The following is a 23,448-nucleotide window of genomic DNA, read 5'->3' as shown; positions in this document are numbered from 1 at the left end:
AGCGGCCCATAGTGCCGTCATGCCCCGAAGCCAGACGCCGACACGTACGGATCCCCCCACGGCCGTGGACCAGCCCTTCCCGCCCGCGCGGCGCTGGGCGGTCCTGGCCGTGCTCTCCACCAGCCTGCTGCTCTGCGGCATCGACCTGACCGTGCTCCATGTGTCCGTGCCGAGCATGACGAGGGACCTTCATCCCAGCGCGGTGGAACTGCTGTGGATCGTCGACGTGTACTCCCTGACGCTGGCCTCCCTGCTCGTGACGTGCGGGACGCTGGGCGACCGCATCGGCCGCAAGCGCATGGTGCTGAGCGGTTTCGCGGTCTTCGGCCTGGCGTCCGCCGGTGCCGCGTTCTCCGCGACCACGCCCCAGCTCATCGCCGCGCGCGTTGGGCTCGGGGCCGGCGCCGCGATGATCATGGCGTCCACCGTCGCCGTGATCCGCGTCGTCTTCACCGACGACCGGGAGCGGGCCGTCGCCATCGGCGTCTGGACCGCGGCGCACAGCGTGGGCGCGACCGTGGGTCCGCTGGTGGGCGGGCTCGTGACCGAACGCTGGGGGTGGGGAGCCGTCTTCCTCGTCAACGTCCCCATCGTGCTGGTCATCCTGGCCGTCGGCGCGCGTGTCGTCCCCGAGTCGAGGAACCCCGCGCCACGCCGCTGGGACGTGGCCAGCGTGGCCCTGTCGGTCGTGGGCCTGGCGGGGGTCGTGTTCGCGCTCAAGCGCGCCGGCGAGCACCTGACGGTCGACGCCTCCGTCGTCGTCACCGCCCTGGCCGGCGCCGGCCTGCTGGTGCTCTTCGTGCGGCGTCAGCGGCGCCTGGCCGAACCGCTCCTGGACGTCGCCCTGTTCAACGACCGCCGCTTCTCCACCTCGACCGTCTGCGTGATCAGCTGTTTCGGCTCCTACGTCGCCCTGCTGTTCTTCCTCACCCAGTGGCTCCAGCAGGTCGGGGGCTACTCACCGCTGGGCGCCGGGCTCGCCCTCGTGCCCCTGGCCGCCGCCAACGCGGTGGGAGCCGCGACCGCGCCCTGGCTCTCGGCGCGCTGGGGCAACCGCTGGTCGCTCACCGGCGCCCTCACCGCATGCGCCGCCGCCTTCGCCCTGCTCGCCCTGATCGGCGACGCCGGCCACTACGCCACCCTCGTCGGCACGATGCTCGTCGTCGGCTACGGGGCCGGCGTCGTGATGACGCTCGGCGCCGACTCCATCATGGGCGCCGCCTCCCCCGAACGGTCGGGTGAGGCCGCCGCGATCCAGGAGACGTCCTTCGAGCTCGGCGCCGGCCTGGGCGTGGCCGTGCTCGGCACGGTCCTCGCCGCCGCCTACCGCACGGGCCTCCCCGGCCTCCCCGCGCTGGGCCCGGACGACCGGTCCAGCGCCGGGCAGTCCTTCGGCGGGGCCGAGGACGTCGCCGACCGTGTCGGAGCGGTGGCCGCCCGGCAGGTCATGGCGGCCGCCCGGCACGCCTACGACCACGGGTTCACGGCCGTGGCCGCGGTCGCCGCCGCGGGGCTCGCCCTCACCGCCCTGCTCGCGGCCCTCGTCCTGCGCCCGCGCGGGACGGACGGCTGAGCGGCCGCCCCGAAGGGGCGCGGGACAGCGTCGGTATGCGGCTACCGCCGCGTGGGCGCGACCAGCCACGACGCACCAGCAGACGACCTACCGGACTTCCAGCGGAGCGCTCAGGCACGCGCCGAGGCCGACGCGTGCCCCGCCGCCGGCGGAAAGGCCTGCCGCATGCGTGCGAGGAGGGCCCTGGCCGCCGGGGCGGCCGGGCCGTCCGCCGGCCAGGCGAGGGCGACCCGGCCACGGAGGCGAGGGCCGGTGATGGGGAGGGTGCGCAGGCCCAGCGCCGCGGCGCCCCCGGGCGGCAGCTCGGGGAGGATGGCCACCCCGAGGCCACGGGCGGCGAGCCGGGCCAGCAGCTTCGGGGCGGCACCCTCGAAGGCTATGCGGGGCTTGAACCCGGCCTGCTCACAGGCGCGTTCGAGCACCGCGCGCAGGCCCGTGCCGCGCGGCAGGCTGATCAGCGAACGGCCGGCGAGCGCGCTCAGCGGGAGCGCGGCGCGGCCGGCGGGTGCGAGCAGCGGATCGTCCGGGGCCATGGCGGCGACCAGCGGGGTGTCGACGACGACCTGGAGATCGATGCCCGGCAGGGGTTCCCCGCCGGCGAGGCCGACGACGGCGAGGTCGAGTTCGCCGAGGCGCAGGGCCGCGAGCATCCGCTCGGAGGTGTCCTCGGTGAGCGCTATCTCGACCCGTGGGTGGTCCTCGTGGAAGTCGGCCAGCACGGTGGCCACGTCGAAGCCGTCGGCGACCGCGCCGGAGACGAGTCCTATGGTGACCTGCCCCCGTACGAGTCCGGTGAACTCGTCGACCGTCTGCCGCAGCCCCTCGACGGCCGCGAGTGCCGCCCGGGCGTAGGGGAGGACCGCCTCGCCCACGGCGGTCGTGGTCACGGTGCCGCCGGAGCGGTCCAGCAGGGCCTGCCCGAGCTCTCGTTCCAGTTGCCGGATCTGAGCGCTCACTCCCGGCTGGGCGAGGTGGAGACGGGCGGCGGCGCGGGTGAAGTTGGCCTCCTCGACGACGGTGAGGAAGTACTTCAGCTGGCGGAGCTCCATAAGCGGGGATTCTAGTGGCGAGAAATACCGGCTCTTGGACTTCTGGCGGGCGCTCGATCAGGCTGGTGGCCATGGAGAGCGCGACGGTGGATGTGCGTACGGCGATAGCGGCGGAGCGGCGTGAACTCGCCGATGTCCTCGACAGCCTGACTGAGACCCAGTGGAACGCGCCGTCCCTGTGCGCGGGGTGGCGGGTGCGGGAGGTCGCCGCCCACATGAGCCAGGGGTTCCGGTACTCGTTCGGCAGGACGGCGCTGGAGCTCGCCCGGGCGGGCGGCAGCCTCCACAGGATGACGGACCGGCTCGCGCGCCGCGACGCCGCTGCCCTGTCGCGGCGCGAGATCGCCCAGGCGCTGCGGGACAACGCCCACCACCCCTGGAAGCCCCCGGTGGGCGGGCTGCCGGCGGCGCTCGGGCACGACGTGGTCCACGGCCTGGACATCACCGTCCCCCTCGGGCTCGGCCGCCGGGTCCCCGAGGAGCGCCTGCGGATCGTGTTCCGGACCGTCCAGCCGAGCACGCTCCGGTTCTTCAGGGCGAGGCTCGAAGGCGTCGAGCTCCGCGCCACCGATCTGGAGTGGTCGTACGGCTCGGGCAGGACTCTGACGGGACCCGCCCAGGAGCTCCTGCTGCTCGCGTACGGGCGTGAACTTCCGGCGGGGCACGCCACAGTGACCCTGAACTGAACGGCCTTGTGCGAGCGCCTGCATGGCCGCCCACTCCTGGATGACAGAGCGTCACTTTCCGTTGCCGCCCCGGGTGATGGATGCCCTCAAGAAGGGTGGGTGAATGCCGTAAAGGTGACGCATCACATTTAACCCGTCACCCCTCCTCCGGTCGGCAGTTAACTCGAAGTGAAAGTACGCCGGTCATACGTGCGCCGGCGTCGACTGGAGGGGAATCCTGTGGGCATCATCCAGCGGGTCGCCGCGGCCGCCACGCTCGCCATCACCACCATCGGAGTGGGTTGCGGGACGGCCTCGGCCGCTTCGGGGCACGGCGAGGGTTACACGAACATCTACTGCAACAACCCGTACAACGCCAGCCTGGTCGACGCCTCCGGAGGAACCGCGGTGGTGCGGCAGGCCCAGGACCTGCTGGGTGTCGGCGTGGGCGGTGACGGGACGGGCGGCTCCGGCTCGGGAGGCACCGGCTCGGGAGGCAACGCCTCCAGCGGTGACGCCAGCGGTGGTGGGGCCGGGGCCGGCGGTGGCGGCAGCGTCTTCGGCGGCGGCAGCCCGGACGCCACGGGCGGCAGCGGCACCAGTGGCCCCGCCTCGGGCGGACCCGGCACGGGCGGCCTCGGTGCCGGAGGCACGGGCAGCGGCGGCTCCGGCTCGACCAACGGCGCTCAGCACCAGGGGGCGACGGCCAACGGCGGCAAGGGCGGCACGGCGGACCTCTCCAACGTGCAGCAGGCCAACCACAACCGTTGCGGGCAGACCTCGGAGTCCCAGGTCAGCACCACGGTCGACAAGAGCACCACGATCGACAACAGCACGTCGGTCGACAAGTCCGTCAGGACGAACAACCAGCGCTTCGACCGCGTCGGCCGGCACCCGCAGCACTGAATCGCGCTGAGGCGCCACTGGCCGAGGCGCGACTGACGGGCCGGTAGCGAGTCCTCGGGGGTGTTCCGCCGTGACGAACACGGTGGAGCACCCCCGCCCTCATCTCATGGCCGGGCGCCGTCGATCCGCCACCCCTCGTCCCCCGCCAGCAGCGTCGCCGCCCCCGCCAGGGCCGCGGCCGCGGCGAGGGTGAGGACGGGCAGCGGCGGCAGGACCGATCCCGCGCCGCGGCCGCCGTCCAGTTCGAGGGTGAGGGTGACGACGGCGATACCGAGGGCGGTACCCAGGGCCCGGGCCGTGTTGACCATGCCGCCGCCCGTGCCGGACAGCCGGCGAGGCACGGCCCGCATCAGGGTTTCGTTGTTGGACGGGGTGAACAGGCCGAGCCCCAGGCCCAGCACGGCGAGCCAGCCGATCAGCCACCGGTCCGCAGGGCAGGCGAACGCCAGTCCCACCAGCCCCGCCATGGACAGCGCGGCTCCGGCCAGGGCTCGGCGACGGCCGTCCCACCGCCGGGGAAGCAGGTGCTCCTGAAGGTTGGAGGCGAGCGCGAAGGCCGCGGGCAGGGCCCCGAGCAGCAGACCGGCCCGCATCTCGCTCTCCCCGTGCCGCGTCAGCACCAGGGGGACGAGCACCAGCGGCCCGAACAGGACGAGGTACCCGGCCAGGGCCCCCACCAGCCCCCATCCGATCCGCCGGTCCCCCAGCAGCGACAGCGGCACCAAGGGCTCGGGAGCGTGTGCCTCGCGCCGCGCGAAACCCCAGGACGCCGCCGCCGACACCGTAAGGAGCACCACGCCGGACCAACCGGGCAGCGGCATGCCGGAGAACACCGAGACCCCGCCGAGCAACGTGGCCGACGCCACCGCGAGCCAGGCCGTCCCCCGCAGGTCGAAGCGGGCGCCGCCGGCCCGTTCGACCGTACGGGGCAGCAGGTAGCGGCCGAGCAGCGTCGCCAGGACGCCGACCGGCACGTTGATCCAGAACACCCAGCGCCAGCCCACAGTCGACACCAGCACCCCGCCCAGCGTCGGCCCGGCCGCCAAACCCAGCGCCTGCCCTCCCGCCTGCATGCCCAGCGCGGTGCGCAGCTTCTCGCGCGGGGCCACCAGGCTGACCAGGGCCACGCTGTTGCCCGCGAGCATCGCCGCCCCCAGTGCCTGTACGGCGCGGAAGCACACCAGCGCCGTCAGGTCCGGGGCCAGGGAGCAGGCGGCGGAGGAGAGCGCGAACAGGGCGAAGCCGTAGAGGTAGACCAGTTTGCGGCCCACCACGTCCGACACATGGCCGACCGCGACCAGCACCGCCGCCGTGACCAGCATGTACACCAGTGACACCCACTGCACGGCGGCCAGCCGCTCGCCGAACTCCCGCTCAAGGCTCGGGTAGGTGAGGGTGACGATGCTCGCGTCCAGTTGGCTCATGAAGCCGCCGAAGCAGACCGTCAGCACCGCCAACTGCCAGGAGACGGGCGACTCCCGCACCCATCGCGGCCGCGCGCGCTCGCGCAGCACCCGGGTTCTCCATCCCGTGGGCCGGTCGTCCATGGAGAACACTGTCGGCGCGGGCGGACGGGAACGTGCGGCCGGGCGCACACACGGGGTGCCGGGTTCACCGGTTCGGCGCAGATGTCAGCCGAGGCGGGCGCGGGCCTTGAGGTCGTAGGGGCACTGGGGGCGGAGGCCTGCGCGTTCGCTCAGCAGGGTGCGGGCCAGGTCGTGGCGTCCGGCGCGCAGGGCGGATTCGACCAGGGTCTTCTGGAGGGCGTCGCGCTGGGCGTGGCTGCCGCCGAAGGCCTGGAAGCGGCGCCGCAGCGGGAGCAGCTCGTCGACGGCGTCGGCGTAGCGTCGTCGTCCGTACGCCACGAGGGCGCGGCAGACCGGGAGTCCGATCTCGGCGGTCATCGCGACGTTGGACACGCCCGCTCCGGTGCCGGCCCCTTCCAGCCAGGTCCGCCGGTCGTGGATGAGGCGTTCGGCGTCGGACAGGCGGTCGGCGCCGACGTAGGCCATGACGGCGTGGACGTCGTTGAAGGCGTAGTACGGGCCGTCGTGCCGTGCGGCCCAGGCGTCGGCCAGTGCGGGCCAGCGGCCGCCCGTGTCGGTGCCCGCCAGGTACAGCCGCCAGAGCAGCGCGGCGGCGTCCAGGAGTTCCATCGCGACCCCGGCGGAGCCGTCGTGGTGGAGGGCGGCGTCGTAGACGGCCAGGACGTCGTCGGTGCGGCCGGTTTCGAGGACGTAGAGGGCGTAGTGCCACCAGTTGTGCACGGTGAGGTAGTTGCCGGTCGACCAGTCGCCCGTACGGGTGTCGAGGAAGCGGATGCCGTCCTCGTACCGGCCCTGCATCTCGTAGGAGTGCACCACGGCGTGGATGCCCCATACGTCGCGCGGGTTGCGTTCGACGGCTTCCAGGCCCACGTGTTCGGCGCGGGTGTAGTGGCCCGCCTCCTCCAGGCCGAACGCGTACATGCCCTGGAGGAGTCCGTAGTGCGGATCGTGCTCGTCCCAGGCGGACAGCGCGCCGCCGATACGGTCGCGCAGCAGCGTGGCATTGCCGGTGAAGAAGTCGGTCTGGTGTCCGACCGCGAGGGCGAGGGCGTCCTTGGGGTACTCGACGACGAGCTCGGCGAGGAGGCGGCCGGCCTCGTGGAAGTCGCCGCCCAGCCAGGAGGAGGCCGCCTCGACATGGACGCGTTCACGCGGGGTCAACTCGGCGACCGGTACCTCCTTCCGGTAGGCCGCGAACGCCGTGGCCGCCTCGGCCGCGTCCTTCTCCTCCGTGCCCAGCAGTCCCAGATAGGCCCGGAGGACGTTCCCCATGGCGGAGCGGGGCGAGGCCTCGAGCGTCGCCCCGGCCTCCGTGGCCGCCTCCTCGCGGAAGAGGAGGAGGCTGTCCAGCGCCTTCTCGTAGTGCCGTACCGCTTCGGCGCCGGTGTGGGTCATCGCGTGGGCGTGCCGGTCCGTGGCCACTCGTCGTCCTTCCGCCGGGTCACTTCCGTCCGGCCGGGATCCCTGCCCCGATCAGGAGCGGTGGACACAGGCGTCCTTCCTCCCTTGGGGGGTTCCTTGAACCCGCAGGCCACGACCACCCCGACTCTTGCTACATTGCGCAACTGTACAACTGACGGGTGGGGCGAGCCGGCCGTTCCCCGGTAGCCACGCGGACGAAAGCGCACATATGACAGGCACATCGGTGGCCCCCCGGCGCCAGAGCCGGCAGGCCATCCGTATCCGGGAGCGCCGTCGCGGCCGGGTGCGGCTCGTCACCGCCATATCGGCGTCCACAGCCGTGCTGATGGTGGCCGCCGGGGGCTGGCTCTACTTCGAGTTCGACGGCGACATCGACAGCTTCGGCGCGGAGGGCCTGTCGAAGAACCGGCCCGCAGCCGGATTCGGGGGCCAGAACGTCCTGGTCATCGGCTCGGACTCGCGCTCCGGGGACAACGCGCGGATGGGCGGCGGAGGCGATGACTTCGGCCGCTCGGACACCGCCTTCCTCCTGCACGTCTACGGCGACCAGAAGCACGCCGTCGCGGTGTCCATCCCCCGCGACACCCTGGTCGACATCCCCTCGTGCCGGCTCCCCGACGGTACGTGGACGGCTCCCCAGAGCAATGCGATGTTCAACTCGGCCTTCTCGGTGGGGCGTACCGCGAAGGGCAATCCGGCCTGTACGCAGAACACGGTGGAGAAGCTGACCGGTCTGCGCGTCGACCACACCGTCGTGGTGGACTTCGTGGGGTTCTCGAAGATGACGTCCGCCGTCGGGGGCGTGAACGTCTGTCTGCCCAACGACGTCTACCAGGGCGACCTCAACCCCAATCTCGGCTCGAAGGGCCGGCTGATCTTCCCCAAGGGCCCCCGGACGGTCTCCGGCCAGGAGGCGCTGGACTATGTGCGGCTGCGGCACGGCATAGGGGACGGTTCCGACATCGGCCGGATCAAGCGGCAGCAGGCGTTCGTCGCGAGCCTCATCAAGAAGGTGAAGGGTCAGGGTTTCGATCCCACCACCCTGCTGCCGCTGGCGGACGCGGCCACCAAGTCCATGACGGTCGACCCCGGCCTCGACTCGGCCCGCAAACTGCTCTCCTTCGCCATGTCGTTGAAGGACGTCGACCTCCACAACACCAAGTTCGTCACGCTCCCCTGGCGGTACCAGGGCAACCGGGTCTCGATCGTCCACCCCGACGCGGACGCCCTCTGGGAGGCGATCAGGAACGACCGCACCATCGACGGACAGAACGCGCGCGGCAAGCAGGACGACAAGCCGCCCGCGCCGACCACCGCCACCCCGTCCCCCGTGTCCGGCTCGGGCATCGACGTGGCCGTGCACAACGGCACCACGACGCCGGGCCTGGCCGCCCGCGCCGCCGAGATGCTGAAGGGCAGCGGGTTCACCGTCACGGGGACCGCGAACAGCCGCTCCCACCAGGGGGCGGCCACGGTCGTCTCCTACGGCTCCGGGCAGCGCGACCACGCGCAGACCGTCGCCCGTCTGTTCCCCGGAGCCGAACTGCGCCCCTCCGGCACACCCGGCATCACGGTCATCCTGGGCCAGGCGTACGCGGCCGCCCCGGCCGGGCCGGCGCCGACGACGCCGGCCCCCGCGCCCACGGCCGTGCCCACCCAGGTGGCCGGCACCGCCCGGTCGGCGGACGACGACGTGTGCTCCAACCTGTCCTACGGATGACCGGGCGACCGGAGCCGAACACCCAGACAGGATTGCGGAGTTGCGCAATTGGGCAAATGTTGTGCGCCGGGCACACGACCGCACGAAGGGGGCGGCAATTGGCGCAGGGCAGGACGACATCGACAGGTGGTACCGACGTGCGCCTCGGGGCGGTCGTGTCCGAGATCGAGGGACTGTACACCGCCCTCCACGCCACACCCGCCGGGCCGCGCCGGGACCGGATCCTCGCCGACCTGGCCCGGGCCGGCCGGCGCCTCACCGCCCTCGCTCTCGATCCACGGCGCGACCGGGGCGGCGTACCGCCCCGCTCCCGCTGGGAGCGGCGGCGTCATCTCGCCGCGCGCGGGGCCGAGTTGGTCTCGGCGTTCCTCACGGGATGGGCCGAGGGCAGGCGGTCCGGCGAACAGGAGCCGGCGCGCACGGCGGGGAGCCGCCACGGCTGAGGCCGGTACGGGCCCCGACGCCGCCGTCGGCGCTCACACACCGTCGTCCGGGCGCAGGTGCCGGGCGATGAGGCCCAGAAGGCGCCGTACGGCCGCGTCCGCGTCGGGCCGGTGGACGGCGGCGACGGTCGTACGGAGGTAGGGCGAGGAGTCCCGGAGCGGCACGAAGGTGATGCCGGGGACCGCGAAGTCGCGCAGGTCCTCCGGCAGGAGGCTGACGCACAGGCCGGCGGCGACGTAGCCGACCAGGCCACTGAGATCGTCCGCCTCGGCCCGGCGGCGGGGAGTGAACCCCGCCTCCTGGCAAGCGCGTTGGGCCTGGAGGGCGAGCCCGGGCAGGGCCGTCGCGCTGAGGAGCACGAAGTCCTCGTCGCGCAGGTCCGCGAGGGCGATCGACGCGGCTTTGGCCAGGCGGTGCCCGTCCGGCACGGCGGCGACGGCGCGTTCGACGGAGAGGGCGTGGACTTCGAGGCCGTCCGGTATGGGTGACGGGTCACGGAGGAAGGCGAGGTCCAGGGCCCCGGTGCCGATCATCTCCACGAGCGCGGCCGTGGAGTCCTGGCGCAGGTGGACGCGCAGGCCGGGCAGCTCGTCGGCCGCGGCGCGCAGCAGCCGGGGCAGATGGCGGTGGCTGAGGATGCTCACGTACCCCACGCGCACATCGCCCTCCAGGCCGTGCGCGACGCGCCGCACCCGCTCGACGGCGGCGGCCTGGGCGTCGAGCAGCCGCCGGGCCTCGACGGTGAAGGCGGCTCCCGCCGGGGTGAGGCGTACACCACCCGGCCCCCGGTCCAGCAGCGTCACCCCGAGTCCCCGCTCAAGGCGCTGGATCGCCTGACTGAGCGGGGGCTGGCTCATCGACAGCCGCTCCGCGGCACGGCCGAAGTGCTTCTCCTCGGCCAGCACCAGGAACTGCTCCAGCAGGCGTTTCGTGAATTCCATATGGTCAACCATATCGAATGCTTAGGAAACATATATTGGACAGAATCGGTGCCGGAGGAGTGAGGTGGTTCCAGGCCCGGGTTCCAGGCCCTGAAAGGAAGCCACCATGCACATGAACGACGTCGCGCGGCTGTTCACCACTCCGCTGGACGCACCCGCTTTCGCCCCCACCCGGTACCGGTTCACCGACCGCGAGTACCTCAACATCACCTACCGCACCGACCCGGAGGCCCTGCGCCGGGTCGTCCCCGAGCCGCTGAAGGTTCCCGAGCCGCTGGTGCGCTTCGAGATCATGCGGATGCCGGATGTGACGGGGCTGGGCGACTACACGGAGGCCGGCCAGGTCGTCCCCGTCGAGTACGCGGGTGAGCGCGGCGAGTACAACCTGGCGATGTACCTCGACAGCGTTCCGGCGATCTCCAGTGGCCGGGAGCTGAGCGCCTACCCGAAGAAGGCCGGGTCGCCCAGGCTCTACACGGACTCCGACACCCTCGTCGGCACGCTCGACTACGGCTCGCTGCGGGTGGCCACCGCCACCATGGGCTACAAGCACCACCCGATGGACCTCGACGAGGCCCGCGCGGAGATCTGCGTCCCCACCTTCATGGTCAAGGCGCTGCCCGGCTACGACGGCCGGCCGCGCATCTGCGAACTGGTCCGCACCCAGATCACCGACATCACGGTCAAGAGCGCCTTCCGCGGCCCGGCCCGGCTGGAGCTGTTCGCCCACGCGCTGGCGCCGCTCGCGGACCTGCCGGTCCTCGAAGTCGTCGCCGCCAGCCACATCCTCACCGACCTCACCCTCAGCCCCGCCGAAGTCGTCCACGACTACCTGGCGGGCTGACGAACCCTCCCGATCGAGAAGAACGGGTGCACACACCATGAACACACATACAGCAGCCCCGCGTCCCCGCGGCCGCGTCGCGGTCATCGGCGGCGGCGTGATCGGGATCTCCTGGGCCGGGCTGTTCCTGGCCCACGGCCTGGACGTCGTCGTCAGCGACCCGCGCCCCGAGGCGCCGGAGCAGGTCCTGGCCGGGCTCGGGGAGATCGCCCCGGCCCTCGCGGAGCTCGGACTGCCCACCGAGCGTCTGACGGACCGGCTCCGCTTCGAGCCGGACCTGGCCGCCGCGGTCGCGGAGGCCGACGTCGTCCAGGAGAACGGCCCCGAACGCCTCGACGTCAAGCGGGAGATCTGGCGGACCGTCGAAGAGGCCGCCCCCGCCCACGCGCTGCTGGCCACGTCGACCTCCGGCATCCCCGCCACCGCGATCGCCACGGCGATGCGGCAGCCGGAACGCCTGGTCGTCGGCCACCCCTTCAACCCGCCGCACCTCGTCCCGCTGGTGGAGATCGTCCCGGGTGAGCGGACCTCCGCGGAGACCCTGCTGCGGGCCCGTGACTTCTACGCGTCGCTGGGCAAGAAGCCCCAGATCCTCCGCAAGGAGGTGCCCGGCTTCGTCGCCAACCGCCTCCAGGCCGCGCTCTTCCGCGAATGCGTGCACCTGGTGGCCGAAGGCGTGGTCACCGAGGCCGAGCTCGACGACATCGTCACCGATTCCATCGGGCTGCGCTGGGCGGTCGCGGGCCCCTTCCGCACCTTCCACCTCGGCGGCGGCCCCGGCGGTCTGCCGCACTTCCTCGGGCACCTCGGCCGCGCCATGGAGGCGAGCTGGCCCGGCCTGGGCGAGCCGTCGTTCGACGAGCCCACCGTCGCCCTGCTCACCGCACAGGCGCAGGAGGCGTTCGGCCGCGAGCCGGTCGGTGAACTCGCCGCCCGCCGCGACCGCGCCCAGATCGCCCTGATGCGCGCCCTCGCCGAGCCCGCCCACGCACAGCCCGTCCAAGCACAGCCCGCCCAGCACTGACAGGCAGCACCATGAACCTCACCGACAAGATCAAGGCCGCGCTCGACAAGCCGGTCACCGGCGAGTCCGGGGACGACTTCGACATCCACGCCGCGCTCGACGACGTCCTCGGCGGCGTCGGCATGAGCGAGCGGGACGCGGGCGGCACGGTCTCCTTCACCGGCGCCGACCCCGTCGTCCCCTCCACCCTGCGGCTGGCCGCCGCCCCCGCCCTGGGCCTGACCGCCAAGTCCGTCGCCCTGGCCAAGCTGTGGCAGCACCGCGGCGGCCCCGGCCAGGACATCGGCATGGACCTGCGCAAGGCTCCGCACCGGCTGTGCCCCTTCTACGACGGGAAGTGGGAGAAGCTGGGCGGCTACCCCGTCGTCGCCCCCGACGACCCCTTCGCCCTGTCCTTCTACCGCGCCGGCGACGGCCGCTGGGTGATGCCCCTGAACGTCTACCCCGCGCTCAAGTCCCGCACCCTGAAGCTGCTGGGCACGCCCGACGACGCCCTCGCCGTCGCGAACGCCGTCTCCCGCTGGGACGGCGCCGACCTGGAGCGGGCCGGAGCGGACGCCGGGGTCGTCATGCCCATGCTGCGCGGCACCCGGGAGTTCCTCGGCACCCGCCAGTACCGCGACGTCCTGGCCGACCTGCCCCTGATCGAGATCGAGAAGATCGGCGACAGCGACCCCGAGCCGCTGCCGCCCGGCGCCACCCAGCCCCTGGACGGTGTGCGCGCCCTGGGCCTGGGCCATGTCATCGCCGGCGCCGCCATCGGCCGCACCATGGCCCAGCACGGCGCCGACGCCCTCAACATCTGGCGCCCCGGCCAGTTCGAGAACGACATCCTCTACTACACCGCTCAGGTCGGCGTGCGCTCCGCCACCCTCGAATACGCCCGCGACCCGCAGGCCGCGGCCACCCTGCGCGAACTACTGCGCGGCTCCGACGTCTTCTACGCCAACCACCGAGCCGGCTACCTGGAGCGCATGGGTCTCAGCCCGCAGGAGGCCGCCGCGATCCGGCCCGGCATCATCCACACCACCGTCAGCCTCCACGGGCAGCACGGGCCCTGGGCGAACCGCGTCGGCTTCGACCAGACCGCCGGCTGCGTCGCGGGCATGATGAACCTGGAGGGCACCGACGACAACCCGGCACTGCCCCCGATCAAGGTCGTCAACGACTACCTCGTCCCCTGGCTCGCCACCACCGGCGTCATCGCCGCCCTGATCCGGCGGGCCACCGAGGGCGGCAGCTACCGCGTCCACGTCTCGCTCACCCGCGTCGCCCTGTGGATCCTCAGCCTCGGCGTCCTGGACAAGGACTACGCCCGTGAGCTCGCCGGCACCGGTGACCGCCACGCCTACCTCGACCCCGACACCTTCACCGCCGACACCCCCTGCGGCCGCTACCAGGGCGTCACGGACCAGGTCGTGATGTCCGAGACTCCCGGCGCGTTCCGCACCGTCCTCGTCCCGCGCGGCTCGGGCCGCCCCGAGTGGCTCGCGCGGTAACCGGCGCACCCCAGGGGGCCGGCGATGCCATCGCCGGCCCCCTCCCCGTGCCGCCCGCCCTGACCGGGCGTCATTCCCGGGCGACGGTCAGCTGTGCCACCGTGGCGGTCGTCAGCTCGGTGGCGAGCACGCTGTTCTCGAGCGGCAGCAAACGATGCGCCTTGCACATCTGCGTCGGCAGCGCCGCGTACTCCTCCTCGACGATCCGCGTCCACGACGGGTCGAACCGCACCCGGATGACGAGATCCCGTGCGTCGTCGGAGACGATCGACGACGCCAGCAGCCACAGCACGGGCTCCCGCCCGCGCCCCGTCGGCCCGAAGGCCAGGTGCAGCAGCGACGCCGAGCGGCCCAGCGGGGCGCGCAGCCGGTGCCAGGCGATCCCGCCGTCCTCGTCGATCCGGCCGAACGTGCCGGTCCCGGCCTTCTGTGTGCCGAGCAGCACCACCCAGACCCCGCCCGCTCCGCCGATCAGCCCGACCGGGGTGCTGCCCCGCTCGGCCGGGACCGGCAGTTGCGTGGTGCGCCCGCTCCTCGGGTCGATCCGCAGGATCGTGCTCGCGCTGTCCTGGCTGACGTAGAAGTCGCCGCTGGCGGGGTGCCGGGCGGCGAAGATGGGGTGCGGTTTCGCCTCGAACAGCCGGAAGCGTTCCGGGCTGGTGTGGTCCAGGGCCAGGACCTGGTCGCTCCCCTTCAGCGTCACCCACAGCGTGTCGCCGTACTCGTTGACGTAGTGCGGGCCGCGGCCGCCGCCCGGGATGCCGATCTCCCGCTCGACGCGCGGCGCGGCATCGGGCTCGTCCGCCCTCGGATCGACCAGCAGCAGCCTGTTCCCGCCCTCGTGCGTGGCCCAGATCCGTCCGGGGTGGCGCTCCGAGATCGCCAGTCCGTGCAGCATCGCGTCCTTCGGCCCCAGCGCGAACGCCTTGACGCCGGTCACCTGTTCGGTGCTCGGGTCGAGGCTCAGCTTCACCAGATGGCTGTTGGACATCTGCGACACCAGGGCCAGCGGCTCGCCGGGGATTTTGACGATCTCGTGCGTCTCCTCGGCGGGCGGCAGCTCGTACTCCACCACCGATCGCCGGGGTGGCACCTCCTCGCTGCCCGGCCCGGCCCGACGGACCGGCGCGGCGGCCGCGCTCCCCCACGCCCCCGGCAGCGCCCCGGCCGCCGTCAGGCTCCCCAGCGAAAAAAGTCGGCCATGAAACGTACGGCGGTCCAACCGGCCCTCCCGAATGCGCGCGCGACTTCCCGACGACGGGTCCATGGAAGCGGTATCGCCCGACAATCAGATGGCGGTTTTGACGGATTCATCCGTGTGGGCGACGGGATGGCCATTTCGTGTCCCTGGCCAGGCGGACGAGGGCGAGGGCGCCGAGGAGCCAGAAGGCCAGCCCCAGCAGGGGTCTCAGTACGGTCGGCAGGTAGTCGGCATGGGCCGAGTTGTAGACGAAGTGGGCCAGCATGAAGGGCCATACGATCCGGGTCCGCCGGTAGACGAGGAGGTATCCGCCCATCCAGATCAGGCAGAGGGCGAACGCGCCGTACCCGTAGTAGAGGTGGAACGGGACGCGCAGGGCGGTCAGGACCGCGAGCTGGGCCCACCACGGCCAGAGGAGCCGCGTCATCACCGCCATGGGCAGGGCGAGCAGGAGGGTCTCCTCGACGAGGGCGCTGTGGAGGTTGGCCAGCAGTTGCTCGCCGGCGCCGGTTCGGCCGGTGGGGGCATATCCGGGTGACGGGAAGAGCCGCATCACCTCGAAGCCGGTCCACATGCCGAGGTAGGCCGCCCCGGCGGCGCCGAGTCCGCCGTAGGGGAACCGGTGGCGGGGGCGTGCCGCCAGGCCCAGGTCGGCGGCGCTGTGGCCGAGCCACCGGTGGGCGAGCGCCATCGCGACGGCGGCGACCAGGAAGCCCGCCTTCATACCGGGGAGATGGCGAACGGCCCGGTCGGGGAGATCGATGTGCCCGGTCAGCAGGATCTGTACGGCGACGGCGCTCGACAGCCCGAAGGCGAGCAGGAACCCGGCGACGACCAGGCACCAGTCACGGGCGGCGCGGGGCGCCCGCGTGCCCCGGGCGCGGGAAGCGGATGAGGGGGAACCCATGGTTACCTCGTTCCGCGCGAGCGGGGATCGCCATCGGTACGCGGAAGGCCTCCACCGTATCGGTGGAGGCCTTCCGTCTCGGAGCCCCAAAACGGAATCGAACCGTTGACCTTCTCCTTACCATGGAGACGCTCTGCCGACTGAGCTATTGGGGCCGGCGACAGGAAAAAGCATACCCCATGGTCATACGGGTTTTTGACCGCCCGGAGGAGCCGCGCCGGGCGGTCATCGCGCTGCCTACCGCCGCACGCGCACGGTGGTCTGCCAAGGAACGACCGCCTGCGAGCACGCGTGGCCGGGCTCATTGGCGACACACCTCAGCTGGGAGTCCAGGGTGGTCGTCCCGTCCGCCTGGGCGTGGAAGACGGCCGTGGTGTCGCCGTTCGGGGCCGTGCCGGCGCCGCCGCGGCGCAGCACGGCGCCGTCGGCGGCCGTGGGCACGCTCCACGCCCAGGTCGAGCCGGGCGTCCGCTCCCCCGAGAGCCGGACGGTGATCTCGTCGCCCTTGTGCACCGTGAAGGACTGTCTGTTGTCCTGGTTGGTGATGCGCAGATGCCTCTGCTTCGGGGGCTTCGGGGCCGCGGACGGTGTCGTCGCGGACGCCAGGGGTGCGGTGGTCAGGGCAAGGGCCGCGGTCAGGGCAGCTGTCAGCAGCCGGGTCGTCGTCATCGCTCCACCTCGTGGCCGGTCGTGTCGGGTTCGGGGGCCAGCCTTCCTCCTTCCCGTCGCGCGCGGGTGCGGACCGTCGCGAACCTCACCGGTGTGGGTGATGGCCGCCCGGCGCCTCCTCCGTCCCCGGCCCGGCTTCCCGGGCCCGTCGGCGGGCCCGGCAGGCGCGCAGATTGGCCGCGTTGCCACAGGACTTGACCTCGTGCCAGACGCCGCTGTTGTTGCGCGAACGGTCGTAGAAGGCGATGTGGCAGCGCGGGGCACGGCAGGTCTTGAGGCGGCACCATGTGCCGTCCCGCTGCGCTTCGAAGACGGCCACCAGGACGAGGGCGGCCAGGAGCCGTCGGCCCGAGCCGCACGGCTCCAGGCGGACGACGCCGTCCTCGCCGAGCCGCAGCGCCGCCGAGCCGCGGTGCGGGACCGCCGCGCGGAGGGCCGCACCGGGCTCGCCCCCGGCGCCTTCGGTGATCAGCCGTCGCAGGTCGTCGCGGAACGCCCGCAGCTTGTCGGCCTCCTCGGCGTCGAGGCGCACGGGGGGCACCGGCTGCCCGGTGACGGCGGTCCACCGTGCGGTGGCCGCGTCGGCCCACGCCCGCGCGTCGTCGGGGGCGGCGAGGAGGTCCACGGAGCCGGGTGCCTCGACGGCGGCCGTGTTGAGCAGGTCCTGGACGAGGCCGAGGCCGCCGGGAGCCGCTTCCAGGCCGTAACGTGCCGTCGCGGGCCAGGTCATCGTGTGAACCGTCCTTCCGGGAAGCCGGTGCGCCGGCGGCGCCGGGGTCAGACCAGTGTGCCCAGCTGCGAGACGTGGTAGGGAACGGCCTCGTGGAGCCGGTCCGTGAGGGCCTTGGCGGGCCACTCGGCGTCAGAGATGAGGGCCCGGCCGATGGCGACGGCGTCGAACTCGTCGCGCTCGAGGCGGTCCAGGAGCGGCTCGATGCCGGTGACCCCCGCGTGGTCGGTGCTGTTGCGCGCGCCCCTGAACTCCTGGTCCAGGCCCACCGAGCCGACGGTGATGGCGGGCTTGCCGGTGAGCTTCTTCGTCCAGCCCGCGAGGTTGAGGTCGCCGTCCGCGAACTCGGGCAGCCAGTAGCGCCGGGTGGAGGCGTGGAAGGCGTCGACGCCCGCCGCCGCGAGCGGGGCGAGCACCTGCTCGAGTTCCTGCGGGGTCTCGGCGATCCGGGCGTCGTAGTGCTCGGACTTCCACTGCGAGAGGCGGAAGACGATGGGGAAGCCGGGCGAGACGGCGGCGCGCACCGCCGCGACGATCTCGGCCGCGAAGCGGGCGCGGGAGGTCACGTCGCCGCCGTAGGCGTCGGTGCGCTTGTTGGTGCCGTGCCAGAGGAAGGTGTCGATCAGGTAGCCGTGGGCGCCGTGGAGCTCGACGCCGTCGAAGCCGGCGCGTTCGGCGTCGGCGGCGGCCCGGGCGAAGGCCGCGACCACCGCGTCGATGTCGGCCCGCGTCATCTCCTTGCCGTGCGGGCGGCCGTCGAGGTCGATCCCGGACGGGGTGTCGGCCGGTACGCCCAGCGGTGCGGCGCCGTCGGGGCGGGCCACGCCGGTGTGCCACAGCTGGGGCATGATGCGGCCGCCGGCCTCGTGCACCCGTTCGGCCACCCGGGCCCAGCCCGCCAGGGCCTCCTCGCCGTGGAAGTGGGGCACGCTGTCGTAGGCCGCGGCGGCGTCGCGTCCCACGTAGGTGCCCTCGGTGATGATCAGGCCCACGCCGCCGGCCGCCCGTCGGGCGTAGTACGCGGCGACGTCCTCGCCCGGCACCCCGCCCGGTGAGAAGCGGCGCGTCATGGGCGCCATCACCATGCGGTTGGCCAGGGTGACATCGCCCAGGGCGAGGGGGCGGCCCAGCAGGCGCGCGGCTCGCGAGGGCAGCTCGGTCGCGCCGGAGGTCGCGGGTGTCGTCGTGGTCATGGGAGATCGTCCTCCACTCGGTACGCCATATCGATGACATAGCCGTAACCGGTGTTGGCTATGTCGCATTCCCGGGGCGCGGAAACGGCCGCACCCCTGAGCTCCGGGTGCGGCCGCCGTGTTCTCCCGTTCGCGGGACGTCAGCCCTGCGTGCCGTTCTGGTCGACGGGGTACAGGCCCAGCTTGCCCTCGGGGTCGGCGGGGTCCGCACCCTTGACGTCACCGACGTAGAGGCTGATGCGCGCCTTGAAGCGGTCCAGGGCGGCGCGGTCGCTCATGAACCGGCCGAGGCCGAGCGGGTTCATGTTGTCGTAGTCGAAGATGTTCTTGCGCCCGGCCGGGGTGGCGACGTCCGTCCGTGCGCTCCAGCGGCCCTCCTGCCCCTGCTTCGACAGCAGCCAGCTCAGGTACAGCTTGGCCGCGGCCTTGTGGGGGGCGTCCTTGAGGATGGCGCCGGTCTGCGGCCAGGCGACCCAGGGCGACTTCTGCGGGGTGCTCGTCTTCGACAGGCCGCTGGAGCTGCCCGAGCTGCCGAAGTTCGCCACGTAGCCGCCGGTGCCGACCGTTGCGGAGGCGTCGGCCGTGCCGCGGACGAACTTGGGGTTCTGGGCGAGGAGCTTCTTCAGGTAGTCGAAGCCGTACTTGTCCGTGAGCTGCTTGAAGTAGTAGAGGACGGCGTCGTCGTCGTTGGGGTAGGTGAAGACGAGCTTGTTCTTGAACTCGGGCTTGAGGAAGTCCGCGGCCTCGACGGGCGCGTTGTCGCCGAGCGTGGTGGCGGTGACGTTGGCGAAGGCGATGAAGAACAGGCCGGTGTAGTAGCCGTCCTTGTCCTTGATCTGGTCGTAGACCTTGTTCCAGCCCACCGGCTTGTACTGCATGAGCGCCCCTTCCTTCTTCCAGCGCGGGAAGTCGTCGAGGGTCTGGAGGTGGACGACGTCGGCCACGACCTTGTGCTCGGCTATCTGGTTGTCGAGGCGCGCGTCGTGGTTCTTGCTGAAGTCGACGACGGTGTCGACCTTCATCTGGGGGAACTGCTTGAGGAACGCGTTCTTGAGGTAGTCGGCCTGGCCGGGCTTGTCGCCGCCCGCGTAGACGACCAGGCGGCCGCCCTCGGCCAGAGCGTCCTTGTACAGCTTCTGGAGCTGCTGGTCCTCGCTCGCGCTCTTCGTCGTGGGGTGAGCGGAGGGGGTGGCGGCGGCGACGGTGGCTCCGCTCGCGGCGAGCACGCCGAGGGCGACGGCCGTGGCCCAGGCCTTCCGGGTGGACTTCACAACGACTCCTTCATGAGGGGGGAACGGGACTTCTTGAACTTTCAAGAAGTTGCCCGGAGCTCACCCTAGGCCGGTGTCATTGAACTTTCAAGAAAGCTGTTCGCCGCCCTCGCCGCGCTCCGCGACGCGGCGGCGGACCTGGTCCTCCTGCGCGAGCCGGCGCAGCAGCTCCAGCACCGGGGCGGAGAGGGCGAAGACGATGACCGCCCGTTCGGCCACGGCCTCCGGATCGTCACCGAAGGTGGCCGCGCGCTCCAGGTCCAGACGGGCGATGGAGTTGGCCAGTGCCGCGTAGGCGGCGAGCTCGCCCGGCCGGTAGTCCGCGTCGACCCGCCCGAGGGCCTTCAGCGCCTCGGTCAGCCCCCGTACGTGCGGGGAGGTCTCGGGCGTCTGCCAGTCCATGGCCGCGATCAGGTCCGCCACCTCCGCCTCGGCGGCCGCCTGGTCCGCCGCGGCCTGGCCGGAGTCCGCGACGGGCGGCTCGGCGACGGGCACCGGCAGGGCGTAGCTGATCGCACCGAGCTTCCCCTCGGTGGTGTGGGCCTCGCCGACGGCCGTCAGGACGTCCCGGGTGGCGGCGATGGACAGCCCTCCCAGCGTGGTCAGCGCCTTGATCAGCCGCAGCCGCTGGACGTGCTCCTCCCCGTACTCGGCCAGCGTCGCGGCCGTCGCCCGGCCGGCGGGCAGCAGGCCTTCGCGCCGGAAGTACTTGATGCTGGCGACCGGCACGCCGGCTCTGCGGCTGAGCTCCGAGATCTTCATGCGGCTTCCTCGCTGATGGTGCGAACCGGGTATCCGCATTCAACGATTGGACACCCCTGTTAGATACTGCCACTATCTAGCACCTGGATACCTTCGATATCTAGCTACTCTGCGTCATTACTCCGGAGCGCCCATGCCTTCCCTCCCGTCCCCGTCCGTGCTCCGCAGCCCACGGCTGTGGATCGGCACGGGCCTCATCCTCGCGGTGGTCTCCACCTTGTTCGCCCTGCTGTACGTGGGCGGCAACGTCAACCCCAAGGGCAACCTGCGCGACCTTCCCGTCGCCCTGGTCAACAGCGACAAGGGGCTCGACGCCAACGGCAAGCACCTGAACTTCGGCGAGCAGGTCGTCTCCGGTATCAAGAAGTCCGCCGAGGGCAACAAGAGCTTCGACTGGCAGGTCCTCAGCCGCCAGGAGGCCGACAAGAAGCTCGGCCAGGGCAAGCTCTACGGCGCGATCGTCGTCCCGCAGAACTTCACCGCCGCGGTGAGCGGGCTGACCAGCCCGCAGCAGCAGGCCCAGCCGGCCCGTCCCGCCCTGACGGTGCTCACCAACCAGTCGGCGGGCAGCTTCGGCTCGTCCATGGCCAGCCAGGCCACACAGAAGGCCGCCCACGGCGCCTCCGCGCAGCTCGGCAAGCAGCTCCTCGACCGCGCCGCCGCCCAGAAGGCGCCGCTCGCCCCGGCCGCCAAGCTGATGCTCGCCGACCCCGTGTCCGTGCAGGTCGCCGACGGCCACCCGCTCGGCACGCACAGCGCCATGGGCCTGAGCGCCTTCTACTACGCGCTGGTCCTGGTCGTCTGCGGCATGCTCGGCGCCAACGCGATCACCAACCAGGTCGACACCGCGCTCGGCTACCTCCACTCCGACTTCGGCCCCTTCCGCATGCGGCAGCCCCTGCGGCACACCAGCCGCGTGCGCACGCTGGCCATCGGCTCCCTCCTGATGCTCGCCTTCTCGGTGGTGATGGGCTCCATCGTCGAGGGCGCCACCGTCGGCATCCTCGGCATGGACGCCTCCCACCTCGGTCTGCTGTGGGTCTACTCCGTGGCCACGATCGCCGTCGTCGGCATCAGCGCCCTGACGCTCCTCTCCGTGTTCGGCGTCCCCGGCATGCTGCTCTCGGCCATCGTCTTCGTCGCCATGGCCGTCCCCTCCTCCGGCGCGACCGTGCCGCTGGAGGCGCTGCCCGGGTTCTTCCGCTGGCTCTCCGAGTTCGAGCCGCTCCGCCAGATCACCGGCGGTATGCGCTCCATCCTCTACTACGGCGCCCAGGCCGACGCCGGCCTGACCCGCGCCTGGATCTCCATGGGCATCGCCCTGGTCGTCGCCCTGCTCTTCGGCTTCGGTGTCACCCGGTTCTACGACCGCAAGGGCCTGGACCGCATCCCCCGTCCCACCGAGCCGGCCGACGAGGCCGTGCCGGCGGCCGCGGCGGCCTGATGTAGCGCCGAGGGCACACAGTGAGGGCGGGGTCCGAAAGGACCCCGCCCTCACTGTTTTCTCACACCAACTGGTGTTTTTTCCAAGGCAGTTGAGAATAGGCCAAGATGCGGCACCCACGGCCGGCTCCTTCTCCGCGCGTGTCCCCGCCCCCTCCTCGCTCCCCCGCGTCGCGGCCCCGCTCGACACGGCGGTTCACACCCGACGGCGGTGTCCTGTTCCCTGTCCCACCTCCACGACGCGGGGTTGAGCCGCCTCGGCGGGATCCGGGAACGTGGGCCGCCGCGAACCCGAGTGAGGAGGCATCCCATGCCCCGGAACACCGGCAAGACATGGACCGCACAGCAGCTCGAAACCCGCTACCAGAACTCGTTCGGACGGGCCGCCGGCTATCTGCCGAAGAACCGGGCGGCACTCGACGCGTGGCTGGAGGAGTTCAGCCGCGGCGTCCACGAGAGGCGCGCCCGGAACGCGATCGTCCGGCGTCGTTCCGTCGACGATCTGGCGCGGCTGATCGAGCGGGACGGGATCGTCCGGATGTATGTGAGCCGGATGATCGACGACGCGAACGAGAAGCACCCCGAGGCCAAGCACAAGGTGAACGACGTCCCCGACCTGCTCGATCACCTGGACTGTATCGTCACGTCGACTCCCCGGTACCTCCCGCAGGGCGACCCGGAACGCAACTTCTTCCCCATGTCGTCCCTGTTCGTCTACATGATGATGACGGAGCCGGGGTACGCGGTCTTCCGCGACCAGGGCTTCAACAGGGCGCTGCTCGGCATCCTGCGCGAGTGGTGCGCGCACCTGGACAGCGCGGACAGCCAGGACGTGCTGAACCGGATGGACGGCTGGCTGTCAGCGGCGGCCTGGGACGAGCTGGGGCTCGACCAGTTCCGGATCGACCCGGAGGACCCCCACGGCGGGTTCCCTTCCTTCAACGCGTTCTTCCACCGCGAACTCAACGACGGCGCCCGGCCCGTCGACGGCAAGGACGACCCCCGCACCATCGTCTCCGCGAACGACGGAAAGGTCGTACGGATCCGGCGGAACATCCAGCGCACCGACAAGTTCTGGGCCAAGGGGCAGTACTACTCCCTCTCCGACATGCTCGACGGCAGTGACCTGACCGACTCCTTCATCGGCGGCGACGTCTTCCAGTCGTTCCTCTCGGGCGGCGACTACCACCGCTGGCACGCTCCCGTGACCGGCGTCGTCCACAGTGCCCGCGTGGTCGAGGCCCTGATGTTCACCGAGCTGGAAGGGGTGGAGGAGCCCAACGCGGGCACCCAGTCACAGGTCTACGGGGCGTCGGTGAACACCCGGGGACTCGTGTTCATCGAGTGCCCCGCGCCGATCGGCATGGTGTGCGTCATGCCCCTGGGCATGACCGAGATCTCGTCCGTCACGCTCACGGTGCGCCCCGGCGACCAGGTCACCAAGGGCGACCAGCTCGGCTACTTCAGCTACGGCGGCTCCAGCCTGTGCCTGCTGTTCCAGAAGGGGGCCATCGGCGAGTTCCTCGTGCCGGACAACACCACCGGCGACATGGAGAAGGGTGCCCCGATCAAGGTCAACGCCAAGATCGCCCGCACCGGCGACAAGGCATGAGGGGCGACGAGAGGGGAGGTCAGGCC

The 23,448-nt window shown here is 71.9% G+C and carries 21 protein-coding genes and 1 tRNA gene; 10 read left to right on the top strand and 12 right to left on the bottom strand.

Annotated features, from left to right (window positions below):
- Positions 1 to 19 precede the first annotated feature (19 nt).
- Positions 20 to 1,573, top strand: coding sequence for an MFS transporter (locus ACFYZR_RS25365; RefSeq protein ID WP_391914039.1), 1,554 nt, complete (start codon positions 20 to 22; stop codon positions 1,571 to 1,573).
- Positions 1,574 to 1,683: 110 nt separating this feature from the next.
- Here ACFYZR_RS25365 and ACFYZR_RS25360 read toward each other — a convergent pair whose 3' ends face one another.
- Positions 1,684 to 2,622, bottom strand: coding sequence for a LysR family transcriptional regulator (locus tag ACFYZR_RS25360; RefSeq protein WP_391914037.1), 939 nt, complete (start codon positions 2,620 to 2,622; stop codon positions 1,684 to 1,686).
- 71 nt (positions 2,623 to 2,693) lie between these two features.
- On the opposite strand from ACFYZR_RS25360, the gene ACFYZR_RS25355 reads away from it, so the two are divergent.
- The gene (locus ACFYZR_RS25355) at positions 2,694 to 3,308 is read left to right on the top strand and encodes a maleylpyruvate isomerase family mycothiol-dependent enzyme (RefSeq protein ID WP_391914035.1); all 615 of its coding nucleotides are present in this window, start codon (positions 2,694 to 2,696) and stop codon (positions 3,306 to 3,308) included.
- A gap of 219 nt (positions 3,309 to 3,527) precedes the next feature.
- Positions 3,528 to 4,193, top strand: a complete 666-nt coding sequence (locus ACFYZR_RS25350; protein WP_391914033.1) for a hypothetical protein — start codon at positions 3,528 to 3,530, stop codon at positions 4,191 to 4,193.
- Positions 4,194 to 4,297: 104 nt separating this feature from the next.
- Here ACFYZR_RS25350 and ACFYZR_RS25345 read toward each other — a convergent pair whose 3' ends face one another.
- Positions 4,298 to 5,740: an MFS transporter gene (locus ACFYZR_RS25345; protein ID WP_391914031.1), complete on the bottom strand. Its 1,443-nt coding sequence runs from the start codon at positions 5,738 to 5,740 to the stop codon at positions 4,298 to 4,300.
- A gap of 84 nt (positions 5,741 to 5,824) precedes the next feature.
- Positions 5,825 to 7,162 carry a tetratricopeptide repeat protein gene (locus ACFYZR_RS25340; protein ID WP_391914029.1) on the bottom strand — a complete coding sequence of 446 codons (1,338 nt, stop codon included), beginning with the start codon at positions 7,160 to 7,162 and terminating at the stop codon, positions 5,825 to 5,827.
- Positions 7,163 to 7,370: 208 nt separating this feature from the next.
- On the opposite strand from ACFYZR_RS25340, the gene ACFYZR_RS25335 reads away from it, so the two are divergent.
- Positions 7,371 to 8,882 carry an LCP family protein gene (locus tag ACFYZR_RS25335; RefSeq protein WP_391914027.1) on the top strand — a complete coding sequence of 504 codons (1,512 nt, stop codon included), beginning with the start codon at positions 7,371 to 7,373 and terminating at the stop codon, positions 8,880 to 8,882.
- A 137-nt stretch (positions 8,883 to 9,019) separates the two neighbouring features.
- Positions 9,020 to 9,325, top strand: coding sequence for a hypothetical protein (locus ACFYZR_RS25330; protein ID WP_391914025.1), 306 nt, complete (start codon positions 9,020 to 9,022; stop codon positions 9,323 to 9,325).
- A 33-nt stretch (positions 9,326 to 9,358) separates the two neighbouring features.
- On the opposite strand, the gene ACFYZR_RS25325 is transcribed toward ACFYZR_RS25330, so the two are convergent.
- Positions 9,359 to 10,267 (bottom strand): LysR substrate-binding domain-containing protein, encoded by a 909-nt coding sequence (locus tag ACFYZR_RS25325; protein WP_391914023.1) that lies wholly within the window; start codon positions 10,265 to 10,267, stop codon positions 9,359 to 9,361.
- Between the two features lie 106 nt (positions 10,268 to 10,373).
- On the opposite strand from ACFYZR_RS25325, the gene ACFYZR_RS25320 reads away from it, so the two are divergent.
- Genes ACFYZR_RS25320 through ACFYZR_RS25310 form a run of 3 tightly spaced genes read left to right on the top strand, consistent with a single transcriptional unit; the run spans position 10,374 to position 13,634 of the window.
- The gene (locus tag ACFYZR_RS25320; RefSeq protein WP_391914021.1) at positions 10,374 to 11,111 is read left to right on the top strand and encodes an acetoacetate decarboxylase; all 738 of its coding nucleotides are present in this window, start codon (positions 10,374 to 10,376) and stop codon (positions 11,109 to 11,111) included.
- A 37-nt stretch (positions 11,112 to 11,148) separates the two neighbouring features.
- A complete protein-coding gene (locus tag ACFYZR_RS25315; RefSeq protein WP_391914019.1) occupies positions 11,149 to 12,135 on the top strand; it encodes a 3-hydroxyacyl-CoA dehydrogenase family protein in 987 nt (328 codons plus the stop codon).
- 11 nt (positions 12,136 to 12,146) lie between these two features.
- Positions 12,147 to 13,634, top strand: a complete 1,488-nt coding sequence (locus ACFYZR_RS25310; protein ID WP_391914017.1) for a CoA transferase — start codon at positions 12,147 to 12,149, stop codon at positions 13,632 to 13,634.
- Positions 13,635 to 13,704: 70 nt separating this feature from the next.
- Here the strand turns inward: ACFYZR_RS25310 and ACFYZR_RS25305 are convergent, their stop codons facing one another.
- From ACFYZR_RS25305 to ACFYZR_RS25270, 8 genes are all read right to left on the bottom strand, one after another.
- Positions 13,705 to 14,727, bottom strand: a complete 1,023-nt coding sequence (locus ACFYZR_RS25305; RefSeq protein WP_391914015.1) for a hypothetical protein — start codon at positions 14,725 to 14,727, stop codon at positions 13,705 to 13,707.
- Between the two features lie 217 nt (positions 14,728 to 14,944).
- Positions 14,945 to 15,742 carry a CPBP family intramembrane glutamic endopeptidase gene (locus tag ACFYZR_RS25300; protein WP_391914013.1) on the bottom strand — a complete coding sequence of 266 codons (798 nt, stop codon included), beginning with the start codon at positions 15,740 to 15,742 and terminating at the stop codon, positions 14,945 to 14,947.
- Between the two features lie 82 nt (positions 15,743 to 15,824).
- A tRNA-Thr gene (locus tag ACFYZR_RS25295) sits at positions 15,825 to 15,897 on the bottom strand.
- Positions 15,898 to 15,979: 82 nt separating this feature from the next.
- Positions 15,980 to 16,411, bottom strand: a complete 432-nt coding sequence (locus ACFYZR_RS25290; protein WP_391914011.1) for a hypothetical protein — start codon at positions 16,409 to 16,411, stop codon at positions 15,980 to 15,982.
- 85 nt (positions 16,412 to 16,496) lie between these two features.
- Positions 16,497 to 17,141, bottom strand: a complete 645-nt coding sequence (locus tag ACFYZR_RS25285) for a CGNR zinc finger domain-containing protein (protein WP_391914009.1) — start codon at positions 17,139 to 17,141, stop codon at positions 16,497 to 16,499.
- 47 nt (positions 17,142 to 17,188) lie between these two features.
- Positions 17,189 to 18,334 carry an NADH:flavin oxidoreductase gene (locus tag ACFYZR_RS25280; protein ID WP_391914007.1) on the bottom strand — a complete coding sequence of 382 codons (1,146 nt, stop codon included), beginning with the start codon at positions 18,332 to 18,334 and terminating at the stop codon, positions 17,189 to 17,191.
- Positions 18,335 to 18,474: 140 nt separating this feature from the next.
- Positions 18,475 to 19,605, bottom strand: a complete 1,131-nt coding sequence (locus ACFYZR_RS25275) for an ABC transporter substrate-binding protein (protein WP_391914005.1) — start codon at positions 19,603 to 19,605, stop codon at positions 18,475 to 18,477.
- 87 nt (positions 19,606 to 19,692) lie between these two features.
- On the bottom strand, positions 19,693 to 20,367 hold the full coding sequence (locus ACFYZR_RS25270; protein ID WP_391914003.1) for a MerR family transcriptional regulator: 675 nt from the start codon (positions 20,365 to 20,367) through the stop codon (positions 19,693 to 19,695).
- Positions 20,368 to 20,500: 133 nt separating this feature from the next.
- Here ACFYZR_RS25270 and ACFYZR_RS25265 point away from each other — a divergent pair, with 133 nt between their 5' ends.
- Positions 20,501 to 21,811 (top strand): YhgE/Pip domain-containing protein, encoded by a 1,311-nt coding sequence (locus ACFYZR_RS25265; RefSeq protein ID WP_391914001.1) that lies wholly within the window; start codon positions 20,501 to 20,503, stop codon positions 21,809 to 21,811.
- Between the two features lie 309 nt (positions 21,812 to 22,120).
- Positions 22,121 to 23,422: a phophatidylserine decarboxylase associated domain-containing protein gene (locus ACFYZR_RS25260; protein ID WP_391913999.1), complete on the top strand. Its 1,302-nt coding sequence runs from the start codon at positions 22,121 to 22,123 to the stop codon at positions 23,420 to 23,422.
- Positions 23,423 to 23,448 lie beyond the last annotated feature (26 nt).

Origin of the sequence: Streptomyces sp. NPDC001678, assembly GCF_042892945.1 — a bacterium.
Classification (GTDB): domain Bacteria; phylum Actinomycetota; class Actinomycetes; order Streptomycetales; family Streptomycetaceae; genus Streptomyces.
The sequence above is the reverse complement of the archived record's forward strand: the minus strand, read 5'-3'. Positions and strand labels throughout refer to the sequence as shown.